Origin of the sequence: Pseudomonas tritici (assembly GCF_014268275.3) — a bacterium.
GTDB lineage: Bacteria > Pseudomonadota > Gammaproteobacteria > Pseudomonadales > Pseudomonadaceae > Aquipseudomonas > Aquipseudomonas tritici.
This window is the reverse complement of record NZ_CP077084.1, coordinates 5,806,744-5,818,784: the sequence shown is the minus strand read 5'-3', so window position 1 is coordinate 5,818,784 and position 12,041 is coordinate 5,806,744. Positions and strand designations below refer to the sequence as shown.

The window sequence follows — 12,041 nt, the reverse complement described above, 5'->3', positions numbered from 1 at the left end:
ATAATGCCCGCCATTACGCATATGGCGGCGGTACGCCGGGAGATTATCAGCATGAGCGTTGAATCCTTCACCCCCACGGCTTTGCAATTCACCCACGGTGCTGCGCACAAGGTGAAGAGCCTGGTCGATGAAGAGGGTAATGATCGCTTGAAGCTGCGCGTATTTGTTACGGGCGGCGGTTGTTCAGGGTTTCAGTACGGTTTTACCTTCGATGAAGATGTAGCCGATGATGACACCATCGTTGAGCGCGAAGGCGTGAGTTTGGTCGTGGACCCGATGAGCTTCCAATATTTGGCAGGCGCCGAGGTGGATTATCAGGAAGGTCTGGAAGGTTCGCGTTTCGTGATCAAGAACCCTAACGCTACCACCACCTGTGGTTGCGGGTCTTCGTTCTCGATCTGATCGACAGGGCATGCAAAAACGCCGCTTGGCTGTGATAGGCCAAGCGGCGTTTTGCTGTCTGCGGATCCTGGAAGCGGTCAGGCAGGGTAGATCGCGCCCAGTACCCGAAGCCCGCGTGCACCGGTGACGCTGGGGCGGTTGGCGGCAATGCCTTCAAGGCAGCAATGGGCCAGCCAGGCGAAGGCCATGGCTTCTACCCAGTCGGGGTCCACGCCGTAGGTGGCGGTGCTGCTGACCTGGGTTGATGGCAACAACGCGGCCAGCCGACTCATCAGCGTGGCGTTGTGAGCGCCGCCACCACACACCAGCAGCGTTTCTGTCTGGGGCTGGGCGGACTGTAGGGAATCGACAATGGTCAGGGCGGTCAGCTCCAGCAGCGTGGCCTGCACATCCTCAGGCTCGAAAGCGGGTAAGTGGCCGAGGTGTTGGTGCAGCCATCCCAGGTTGAACACTTCGCGCCCGGTGCTTTTAGGGCCCTTGGTCACGAAGAATGGGTCACTGAGCAAGTCGTTGAGTAGTTGAGGCTCTACTTTGCCGCTCGCCGCCCACTGTCCATCACGATCAAAGTGTTCGCCGCGTTGTTGGTGTATCCATGCATCCAGCAGGACATTGCCTGGGCCGCAGTCGAAGCCGGCTACAGGTTTGCCGGTCTCGATCAGGCTGAGATTGCTGAAACCTCCCACATTCAATACCGCGCGGTTACCGGTGTGTTCACCGAACAGTGCTTCATGGAATGCAGGCACCAGCGGGGCGCCCTGGCCGCCGGCGGCAACATCACGACTGCGGAAGTCGCTGACCACGGTGATACCCGTCAGCTCGGTGAGCAGGGCTGGGTTGCCGATTTGCACGGTGAAGCCCCGGGCGGGTTCATGGCGGATGGTCTGGCCATGGCTGCCAATTGCGCGAATGTCCTGAGGCTTGAGGTTTTGTTGATCGAGCAGCGTGTGAATGCCTTGAGCAGCAAGACTCACCCAGTTCTGTTGGGCAATGGCTGAACGGGCGATCTCATCTGGGCCGCTGGCGCACAGAGCAAGCAACTCCGCGCGCAGGGTTTCCGGCATGGGAATGTAGTGCGTGGCGATCAGCTTGATCGCCGGATCTTGCTCGATCAAGGCAATGTCCAGTCCATCGAGGCTGGTCCCGGACATCACGCCTAAATAGAGCGCCATACCTTAACGCTTCGCCGAAGCCAACAGGGTGGAGCGCTCCTGGTCCATGCGTGCCATCAATGGCTGGCTCTGTTGCATGAAGCGTGCACGCTCGGCCTTGGCGATCGGGTCGGCCATCGGCAGCTTCTGGCCGAGCGGGTCGACGTGTACGCCATTGACTTGGAACTCATAGTGCAAGTGCGGCCCGGTAGAGAGGCCAGTGGTACCGATATAGCCGATCACTTGGCCTTGCTTCACGGTGCCGCCGGTTTGCACACCCTTGGCAAAGCCTTGCATGTGGCCATACAGCGTACGGTAGGTGTTGCCGTGCTGGATGATCACGGTATTGCCGTAGCCACCACGACGGCCGGCCAGCAGCACTTTGCCGTCGCCTGCTGCCTTGATCGGCGTGCCACGTGGCGCGGCATAGTCGACGCCTTTGTGGGCGCGGATTTTGTTCAGAATTGGATGCTTGCGACCCATGGAGAAACGCGAGCTAATGCGAGCGAAGTCTACCGGAGTACGGATGAAGGCCTTGCGCATGCTATTGCCGTCGGCGGTGTAGTAGCTGCTATTGCCTTGCTTGTTGGTGTAGCGCACGGCGGTGTAGGTCTTGCCGCGGTTGGTGAAGCGTGCGGAGAGGATGTTGCCAGTGCCGACCACTTTGCCGTTGGCGACTTTCTGCTCGTAGATCACATCAAATTCGTCGCCTTGACGGATGTCCTGTGCGAAGTCGATGTCGTAGCCAAACACACTGGCCATGTCCATGGTCATGCTGTGGGACAGTCCGGCGCGGGCGGCAGATTGCGACAGGGAGCTGTTGATCACGCCGTGAACGTAAGCGGAGCGCATCACCGGTTTGGTGGTGATGCGGTTGAAGGCAAAGCCCTTGGCGCCTTTGGTCAGCGTGATGCTTTCAAGGTCGCTGACGGTACTGTGGAGGTTGTTGAGCTGGCCGTCGGGGGTCAGTTCGAATTCAAGTTTTTGACCGCGTTTGAGCTGGGTGAATTGCTTGGCTTGTTTGTCGCTTGCCAGTACGTCGTTGACGGTAGCGGCAGGCAGGCCGACTTTCTCGAACAGTGTCGAAAGTGTATCGCCCTTACCCACGATGACTTCGCGGTGCTGAGGACTCTTGGCCACCTCAACAGTCGGCGCAGACTGCGTCGCGGCAGCTTGCTGTGTGTCTTCCGGGCTGTTTTCTATCTGGGCGAACGGTGAGTCGGCGGGTGCATTTGTGGCTTGTTGCGCGTCGGAAGCGTCTTGATCTTGTGTCAGTTGTTCAACTGGACTTTCCAGGTCAAGGCTCAGGGATGTTCGTTTGGCTTCTACGTCACTGGAAGGGAATACCAGGAGTGCCAGGCTGAGAAGGGCGGCGATGCCACTTGCGGCGAGCAAGTGGGTCTTCGGGTAAAGCGGCGGCGCTTTAGACGGTTCAGTGGTCATAGGTAATTTTGACTTTGAAGATGAAATGGAAAAGATGAATGACATGATGAAGATGAAATAACTGTATAAAATATAACCAAATCATCTGTGGCGCAAGCTCGCGAACGCTGGGCTTGCTGAACGGTGTCCGTTCGCAGGGCAAAACTTGTAATTAGTCCCTGATCTTGTATGGTTGGTTCCCTTTTGAATCTGAGCCTTGCGGGTCTGTTATGAAGTCGGTTGAAGAGCAGCTAGCGCTGATAAAACGTGGTGCGGAAGAACTGTTGGTCGAAGCTGAGCTGATCGAAAAGCTCAAGCGTGGTCAGCCCCTGCGTATTAAGGCTGGCTTTGATCCGACCGCGCCGGATCTGCACCTGGGTCACACCGTGCTTATTAATAAGCTGCGTCAGTTCCAGGAGCTGGGGCATCAGGTCATCTTCCTTATAGGTGATTTCACCGGGATGATCGGTGACCCAAGTGGCAAGAGTGCCACGCGCCCGCCGTTGACCCGTGAACAGGTACTCGATAACGCCGAGACCTACAAGACACAAGTATTCAAGATTCTTGATCCGGCCAAGACCGAGGTGGCGTTCAATTCCACTTGGATGGATCAGATGGGGCCGGCGGACTTCATTCGCTTGACCTCCCAGTACACCGTTGCGCGCATGCTTGAGCGTGATGACTTCGACAAGCGTTACTCCACCAACCAACCGATCGCTATTCATGAGTTCCTCTATCCGCTGGTTCAGGGCTACGACTCGGTAGCGTTACGTGCTGATGTTGAGCTGGGTGGTACTGATCAGAAATTCAACCTCTTGATGGGGCGTGAACTGCAGCGTGCGTATGGGCAGGAGGCTCAGTGCATTCTGACCATGCCGTTGCTGGAGGGGTTGGATGGCGTCAAGAAGATGTCCAAGTCCCTGGGTAACTATGTCGGTATCCAGGAAGCGCCGGGTGTGATGTACGGCAAGCTGGTTTCGATTCCTGATGCGCTGATGTGGCGCTACTTCGAGTTGCTGAGCTTCCGCTCGATGGACGAGATCAACGCGCTGCGTGCTGAGGTAGAGGCGGGCGCTAACCCGCGTGACGTGAAAATCAAGCTGGCGGAAGAGATCGTTGCGCGCTTCCATGGTGAAGAGGCTGCGGCCAATGCTCACCGTGCGGCGGGTAACCGTATGAAGGATGGCGAGCTGCCGGATGATCTGCCTGAGATTGAGCTGTCCGCAGCCGAGGCGATGCCGATCGCTGCTGTCCTTAACAAGGTGGGCTTGGTGAAGAACTCGGCGGTTGCGCGTGATCTGTTGGGTTCAGGTGGTGTGCGTATAGATGGTGAGGTTGTAGATCGCACCTTTATATACGAGCTGGGCGCTACCCACGTTTGCCAGGCTGGAAAGAAGGCATTTGCGCGTATTACGCTTAAATCCGAATAAACCTGAAATTAAGTGTTGACGGCGATTTATATCTGTCTATAATTCGCCCCACTTCCGGCGCAGTCGAAACGGAAAACTCCTTGGTAAACAAAGAGTTATGCGAGATTCGGCAGCGAGTTGCTTCAGTTCATCGAAGCCCAGAAGGAGTTGGTAGAGCAGTGTTGTTTGGCTCTATTAACGTTTCGATCCTCTCGGTCGAAAGCGGAGAAAAAGAGGTGTTGACAGCAGCGTGTAACGCTGTAGAATTCGCCTCCCGCTAACGAGAGATCGGAAGCGCAAGTGGTTGAAGTTGTTGAAGAATTCTTCGAAAACTTCTGAAAATAATCACTTGACAGCAAATGAGGCTGCTGTAGAATGCGCGCCTCGGTTGAGACGAAAGATCTTAACCAACCGCTCTTTAACAACTGAATCAAGCAATTCGTGTGGGTGCTTGTGGAGTCAGACTGATAGTCAACAAGATTATCAGCATCACAAGTTACTCCGCGAGAAATCAAAGATGTAACCAACGATTGCTGAGCCAAGTTTAGGGTTTCTTAAAAACCCAAAGATGTTTGAACTGAAGAGTTTGATCATGGCTCAGATTGAACGCTGGCGGCAGGCCTAACACATGCAAGTCGAGCGGTAGAGAGAAGCTTGCTTCTCTTGAGAGCGGCGGACGGGTGAGTAATGCCTAGGAATCTGCCTGGTAGTGGGGGATAACGTTCGGAAACGGACGCTAATACCGCATACGTCCTACGGGAGAAAGCAGGGGACCTTCGGGCCTTGCGCTATCAGATGAGCCTAGGTCGGATTAGCTAGTTGGTGAGGTAATGGCTCACCAAGGCGACGATCCGTAACTGGTCTGAGAGGATGATCAGTCACACTGGAACTGAGACACGGTCCAGACTCCTACGGGAGGCAGCAGTGGGGAATATTGGACAATGGGCGAAAGCCTGATCCAGCCATGCCGCGTGTGTGAAGAAGGTCTTCGGATTGTAAAGCACTTTAAGTTGGGAGGAAGGGCAGTTACCTAATACGTGATTGTTTTGACGTTACCGACAGAATAAGCACCGGCTAACTCTGTGCCAGCAGCCGCGGTAATACAGAGGGTGCAAGCGTTAATCGGAATTACTGGGCGTAAAGCGCGCGTAGGTGGTTTGTTAAGTTGGATGTGAAATCCCCGGGCTCAACCTGGGAACTGCATTCAAAACTGACTGACTAGAGTATGGTAGAGGGTGGTGGAATTTCCTGTGTAGCGGTGAAATGCGTAGATATAGGAAGGAACACCAGTGGCGAAGGCGACCACCTGGACTAATACTGACACTGAGGTGCGAAAGCGTGGGGAGCAAACAGGATTAGATACCCTGGTAGTCCACGCCGTAAACGATGTCAACTAGCCGTTGGAAGCCTTGAGCTTTTAGTGGCGCAGCTAACGCATTAAGTTGACCGCCTGGGGAGTACGGCCGCAAGGTTAAAACTCAAATGAATTGACGGGGGCCCGCACAAGCGGTGGAGCATGTGGTTTAATTCGAAGCAACGCGAAGAACCTTACCAGGCCTTGACATCCAATGAACTTTCTAGAGATAGATTGGTGCCTTCGGGAACATTGAGACAGGTGCTGCATGGCTGTCGTCAGCTCGTGTCGTGAGATGTTGGGTTAAGTCCCGTAACGAGCGCAACCCTTGTCCTTAGTTACCAGCACGTCATGGTGGGCACTCTAAGGAGACTGCCGGTGACAAACCGGAGGAAGGTGGGGATGACGTCAAGTCATCATGGCCCTTACGGCCTGGGCTACACACGTGCTACAATGGTCGGTACAGAGGGTTGCCAAGCCGCGAGGTGGAGCTAATCCCAGAAAACCGATCGTAGTCCGGATCGCAGTCTGCAACTCGACTGCGTGAAGTCGGAATCGCTAGTAATCGCGAATCAGAATGTCGCGGTGAATACGTTCCCGGGCCTTGTACACACCGCCCGTCACACCATGGGAGTGGGTTGCACCAGAAGTAGCTAGTCTAACCTTCGGGAGGACGGTTACCACGGTGTGATTCATGACTGGGGTGAAGTCGTAACAAGGTAGCCGTAGGGGAACCTGCGGCTGGATCACCTCCTTAATCGACGACATCAGCTGCTCCATAAGTTCCCACACGAATTGCTTGATTCATTGAAGAAGACGATAAGAAGCAGCCCGAAATTGGGTCTGTAGCTCAGTTGGTTAGAGCGCACCCCTGATAAGGGTGAGGTCGGCAGTTCGAATCTGCCCAGACCCACCAATTTTGTGTGGGAAACGCCTGTAGAAATACGGGGCCATAGCTCAGCTGGGAGAGCGCCTGCCTTGCACGCAGGAGGTCAACGGTTCGATCCCGTTTGGCTCCACCACTACTGCTTCTACGTTATGAAAGCTTAGAAATGAGCATTCCATCGTTATGATGGTGAATGTTGATTTCTAGTCTTTGATTAGATCGTTCTTTAAAAATTTGGGTATGTGATAGAAAGATAGACTGAACGTTACTTTCACTGGTAACGGATCAGGCTAAGGTAAAATTTGTGAGTTACTCAGTTTTGAGTATTATCGAATTTTCGGCGAATGTTGTCTTCACAGTATAACCAGATTGCTTGGGGTTATATGGTCAAGTGAAGAAGCGCATACGGTGGATGCCTTGGCAGTCAGAGGCGATGAAAGACGTGGTAGCCTGCGAAAAGCTTCGGGGAGTCGGCAAACAGACTTTGATCCGGAGATGTCTGAATGGGGGAACCCAGCCATCATAAGATGGTTACCTTACACTGAATACATAGGTGTATGGAGCGAACCAGGGGAACTGAAACATCTAAGTACCCTGAGGAAAAGAAATCAACCGAGATTCCCTTAGTAGTGGCGAGCGAACGGGGACTAGCCCTTAAGTGGCTTTGAGATTAGCGGAACGCTCTGGAAAGTGCGGCCATAGTGGGTGATAGCCCTGTACGCGAAAATCTCTTAGTCATGAAATCGAGTAGGACGGAGCACGAGAAACTTTGTCTGAATATGGGGGGACCATCCTCCAAGGCTAAATACTACTGACTGACCGATAGTGAACTAGTACCGTGAGGGAAAGGCGAAAAGAACCCCGGAGAGGGGAGTGAAATAGATCCTGAAACCGTATGCGTACAAGCAGTGGGAGCCCACTTTGTTGGGTGACTGCGTACCTTTTGTATAATGGGTCAGCGACTTATTTTCAGTGGCGAGCTTAACCGAATAGGGGAGGCGTAGCGAAAGCGAGTCTTAATAGGGCGTCTAGTCGCTGGGAATAGACCCGAAACCGGGCGATCTATCCATGGGCAGGTTGAAGGTTGGGTAACACTAACTGGAGGACCGAACCGACTACCGTTGAAAAGTTAGCGGATGACCTGTGGATCGGAGTGAAAGGCTAATCAAGCTCGGAGATAGCTGGTTCTCCTCGAAAGCTATTTAGGTAGCGCCTCATGTATCACTGTAGGGGGTAGAGCACTGTTTCGGCTAGGGGGTCATCCCGACTTACCAAACCGATGCAAACTCCGAATACCTACAAGTGCCGAGCATGGGAGACACACGGCGGGTGCTAACGTCCGTCGTGAAAAGGGAAACAACCCAGACCGTCAGCTAAGGTCCCAAAGTTATGGTTAAGTGGGAAACGATGTGGGAAGGCTTAGACAGCTAGGAGGTTGGCTTAGAAGCAGCCACCCTTTAAAGAAAGCGTAATAGCTCACTAGTCGAGTCGGCCTGCGCGGAAGATGTAACGGGGCTCAAACCATACACCGAAGCTACGGGTATCACGTAAGTGATGCGGTAGAGGAGCGTTCTGTAAGCCTGTGAAGGTGAGTTGAGAAGCTTGCTGGAGGTATCAGAAGTGCGAATGCTGACATGAGTAACGACAATGGGTGTGAAAAACACCCACGCCGAAAGACCAAGGTTTCCTGCGCAACGTTAATCGACGCAGGGTTAGTCGGTCCCTAAGGCGAGGCTGAAAAGCGTAGTCGATGGAAAACAGGTTAATATTCCTGTACTTCTGGTTATTGCGATGGAGGGACGGAGAAGGCTAGGCCAGCTTGGCGTTGGTTGTCCAAGTTTAAGGTGGTAGGCTGAGATCTTAGGTAAATCCGGGATCTTAAGGCCGAGAGCTGATGACGAGCTAACTTTTAGTTAGCGAAGTGGTTGATGCCATGCTTCCAAGAAAAGCTTCTAAGCTTCAGGTAACCAGGAACCGTACCCCAAACCGACACAGGTGGTTGGGTAGAGAATACCAAGGCGCTTGAGAGAACTCGGGTGAAGGAACTAGGCAAAATGGCACCGTAACTTCGGGAGAAGGTGCGCCGGTGAGGGTGAAGGACTTGCTCCGTAAGCTCATGCCGGTCGAAGATACCAGGCCGCTGCGACTGTTTATTAAAAACACAGCACTCTGCAAACACGAAAGTGGACGTATAGGGTGTGACGCCTGCCCGGTGCCGGAAGGTTAATTGATGGGGTTAGCTAACGCGAAGCTCTTGATCGAAGCCCCGGTAAACGGCGGCCGTAACTATAACGGTCCTAAGGTAGCGAAATTCCTTGTCGGGTAAGTTCCGACCTGCACGAATGGCGTAACGATGGCGGCGCTGTCTCCACCCGAGACTCAGTGAAATTGAAATCGCTGTGAAGATGCAGTGTATCCGCGGCTAGACGGAAAGACCCCGTGAACCTTTACTATAGCTTTGCACTGGACTTTGAATTTGCTTGTGTAGGATAGGTGGGAGGCTTTGAAGCGTGGACGCCAGTCTGCGTGGAGCCAACCTTGAAATACCACCCTGGCAACTTTGAGGTTCTAACTCAGGTCCGTTATCCGGATCGAGGACAGTGTATGGTGGGTAGTTTGACTGGGGCGGTCTCCTCCTAAAGAGTAACGGAGGAGTACGAAGGTGCGCTCAGACCGGTCGGAAATCGGTCGTAGAGTATAAAGGCAAAAGCGCGCTTGACTGCGAGACAGACACGTCGAGCAGGTACGAAAGTAGGTCTTAGTGATCCGGTGGTTCTGTATGGAAGGGCCATCGCTCAACGGATAAAAGGTACTCCGGGGATAACAGGCTGATACCGCCCAAGAGTTCATATCGACGGCGGTGTTTGGCACCTCGATGTCGGCTCATCACATCCTGGGGCTGAAGCCGGTCCCAAGGGTATGGCTGTTCGCCATTTAAAGTGGTACGCGAGCTGGGTTTAGAACGTCGTGAGACAGTTCGGTCCCTATCTGCCGTGGACGTTTGAGATTTGAGAGGGGCTGCTCCTAGTACGAGAGGACCGGAGTGGACGAACCTCTGGTGTTCCGGTTGTCACGCCAGTGGCATTGCCGGGTAGCTATGTTCGGAATAGATAACCGCTGAAAGCATCTAAGCGGGAAACTAGCCTCAAGATGAGATCTCACTGGGACCTTGAGTCCCCTGAAGGGCCGTCGAAGACTACGACGTTGATAGGTTGGGTGTGTAAGCGCTGTGAGGCGTTGAGCTAACCAATACTAATTGCCCGTGAGGCTTGACCATATAACACCCAAGCAATTTGACTACTCGAAAGAGCATCAGATTGCGGTGTGTGAAGACGATAGAACCGAAAGTTCGATCTCACGAAAACACCGAAAGCTGTCACATACCCAATTTGCTGAAGCGAGGCCATCTGGTCACGACTCAGTACCCGAATTTCTTGACGACCATAGAGCATTGGAACCACCTGATCCCATCCCGAACTCAGTAGTGAAACGATGCATCGCCGATGGTAGTGTGGGGTTTCCCCATGTGAGAGTAGGTCATCGTCAAGATTAAATTCCAGAACCCCTGTTTGCTAACGCGAACAGGGGTTTTGTTTTGGGCGGGTGAAAAGTGCAAAGAGCTCATCTCGGCGGCCTTCAGTGCTAACGCTCGGCCTTTCTATGCAATGACCGTGCGCATGGCTATCATGCGTGCCTCATTGTGAGGCGATACCTGCATGCTGACGTTGTTAAAGCTTCTGAAAGATGGCCGATTCCACTCCGGAGAAGCACTTGGCGCTGCCCTGGGCGTTAGTCGCAGTGCGGTCTGGAAGCAGCTCCAGCACCTCGAGGCTGAATTGAATCTGCCCATCCATAAGGTTCGTGGTAAGGGGTATCAATTGGCGTCGCCCCTGGTTTTCTTGAGTGCTGAGGACATTGCGCGGAATGCGCCTTCCTTGACGTGGCCCGTACATATCTCTGACTCCCTTGATTCCACGAATGCCGAAGCCTTGCGTCTTGTTGATGCTGGATGCGCGGCTCCGTTCTTGGTGCTTGCGGAGCAGCAGACGGCGGGAAGAGGCAGAAGGGGGCGAAAGTGGGTCAGCCCGTTTGCACAGAATGTGTATTACAGCCTCGTATTGCGCATCGAGGCTGGTTTGCGGCAGTTGGAGGGCCTAAGCCTGGTGGTGGGCCTGGCGGTCATGCAGGCCTTGCGCGAGTCAGGTGTGCAGGGGGCGGCACTGAAGTGGCCAAATGATGTCTTGGTAGGGCAGAAGAAGATTGCCGGGATTTTGCTGGAGTTGGTAGGAGACCCTGCTGATATCTGTCACGTTGTTCTCGGAATAGGTATAAACGTGAATATGCAGAGAGCTGACGAGGTCGATCAGCTATGGACTTCGGTGCAGCTCGAGACGGGCTCTCCTATCGATCGCAACGCTCTGGCGGCGCGATTGGGCCAGCAGTTGCAAAACTACCTTGATCGACACAGGGCACACGGTTTTGTCGCGCTTCAAGAAGAGTGGGAGCAAAATCACGCATGGCAGGGGCGGTCAGTATCCCTCATTGCCGGCGTTAACCAGGTTGACGGGATTGTATTGGGTGTAGATCGTCAGGGAGCATTGCGCCTGAGCGTTGATGGTGTTGAGAAAATATACAGTGGTGGTGAGTTAAGCCTGAGGCTGCGTGATGATTCTTGAGCTCGACTGTGGGAATAGCTTTATTAAATGGCGAGTGCTTGATTCGGATAGGGCGAGTACCTCGGCGGAGGGTGTTGTGGGTTCGGATCTGGCATTGATTGAAAGCCTGCTCGCGCTTTCTGGATTATTGCTGACACGCTGCCGATTGGTGAGCGTTCGTGCCTTGGAAGAAACAAGCAAACTAGTCGCGGCTCTGTATGAGACTTTCGGCGTTGCTGTTTCCTGCGCTGCTCCCGCACGAGAAATGGCCGGAGTGCGTAACGGCTACGAAGATTTCGAGCGTCTGGGTCTTGATCGCTGGTTAGCGATGCTTGGTGGATTCAAGCTGGCGCGCGGCGCTTGCCTGGTGCTCGATTTTGGCACCGCGGCAACAGCAGATTTTATTACGGCGGATGGTGAGCATCTGGGCGGCTTTATATGTCCCGGCATGCCTCTAATGCGCAGTCAGTTGCGGACTCACACGCGCAAGATTCGTTACGACGACGCGGCTGCTGAAAGGGCGCTGGAGTATCTCTCGCCAGGTCGTACGACTGTGGAGGCGGTAGAGCGCGGCTGTACGTTGATGTTGAGAGGGTTTGTCCTGACTCAGTTGGAACTGGCGCGAAGCTACTGGGGTGATGACTTCACTGTGTTCCTGACCGGCGGGGATGCTGATCTGGTATCGGATGCGGTGCCACAGGCCCGGCTCGTTCCTGATCTGGTTTTTGTCGGTTTGGCGATGGCGTGCCCTTTGTCCTGAGGTGA

General features: G+C 54.0%; 6 protein-coding genes, 2 tRNA genes and 3 rRNA genes. 9 read left to right on the top strand and 2 right to left on the bottom strand.

The window, feature by feature from the left end:
* Window positions 1-51 precede the first annotated feature (51 nt).
* Window positions 52-402, top strand: a complete 351-nt coding sequence (gene erpA / locus HU722_RS26750) for an iron-sulfur cluster insertion protein ErpA (RefSeq protein ID WP_003176443.1) — start codon at window positions 52-54, stop codon at window positions 400-402.
* A gap of 77 nt (window positions 403-479) precedes the next feature.
* Here erpA and HU722_RS26745 read toward each other — a convergent pair whose 3' ends face one another.
* Both HU722_RS26745 and HU722_RS26740 read right to left on the bottom strand, forming a co-directional pair.
* Window positions 480-1,571, bottom strand: a complete 1,092-nt coding sequence (locus HU722_RS26745; RefSeq protein ID WP_065891387.1) for an anhydro-N-acetylmuramic acid kinase — start codon at window positions 1,569-1,571, stop codon at window positions 480-482.
* A 3-nt stretch (window positions 1,572-1,574) separates the two neighbouring features.
* Window positions 1,575-2,993 (bottom strand): peptidoglycan DD-metalloendopeptidase family protein, encoded by a 1,419-nt coding sequence (locus HU722_RS26740; RefSeq protein WP_065871762.1) that lies wholly within the window; start codon window positions 2,991-2,993, stop codon window positions 1,575-1,577.
* A gap of 209 nt (window positions 2,994-3,202) precedes the next feature.
* Here HU722_RS26740 and tyrS point away from each other — a divergent pair, with 209 nt between their 5' ends.
* The 8 genes from tyrS to HU722_RS26700 all read left to right on the top strand — a co-directional run bounded on the left by tyrS (window position 3,203) and on the right by HU722_RS26700 (window position 12,036).
* Window positions 3,203-4,402: a tyrosine--tRNA ligase gene (gene tyrS, locus HU722_RS26735; RefSeq protein ID WP_065871761.1), complete on the top strand. Its 1,200-nt coding sequence runs from the start codon at window positions 3,203-3,205 to the stop codon at window positions 4,400-4,402.
* A 553-nt stretch (window positions 4,403-4,955) separates the two neighbouring features.
* Window positions 4,956-6,492: ribosomal RNA gene (locus tag HU722_RS26730) — 16S ribosomal RNA — on the top strand.
* 82 nt (window positions 6,493-6,574) lie between these two features.
* A tRNA-Ile gene (locus tag HU722_RS26725) sits at window positions 6,575-6,651 on the top strand.
* Window positions 6,652-6,681: 30 nt separating this feature from the next.
* A tRNA-Ala gene (locus HU722_RS26720) sits at window positions 6,682-6,757 on the top strand.
* 249 nt (window positions 6,758-7,006) lie between these two features.
* Window positions 7,007-9,898, top strand: a 23S ribosomal RNA gene (locus tag HU722_RS26715).
* Window positions 9,899-10,054: 156 nt separating this feature from the next.
* Window positions 10,055-10,170 (top strand): 5S ribosomal RNA (gene rrf, locus HU722_RS26710).
* The 16S, 23S and 5S rRNA genes sit together here with 2 tRNA genes alongside, the layout of an rRNA operon.
* Window positions 10,171-10,337: 167 nt before the next feature.
* Window positions 10,338-11,297, top strand: a complete 960-nt coding sequence (gene birA, locus HU722_RS26705; protein ID WP_065872591.1) for a bifunctional biotin--[acetyl-CoA-carboxylase] ligase/biotin operon repressor BirA — start codon at window positions 10,338-10,340, stop codon at window positions 11,295-11,297.
* Window positions 11,287-12,036, top strand: coding sequence for a pantothenate kinase (locus HU722_RS26700; protein ID WP_186754934.1), 750 nt, complete (start codon window positions 11,287-11,289; stop codon window positions 12,034-12,036). Before birA ends, HU722_RS26700 begins: the two co-directional genes overlap by 11 nt.
* The last annotated feature ends 5 nt before the right edge of the window (window positions 12,037-12,041 follow it).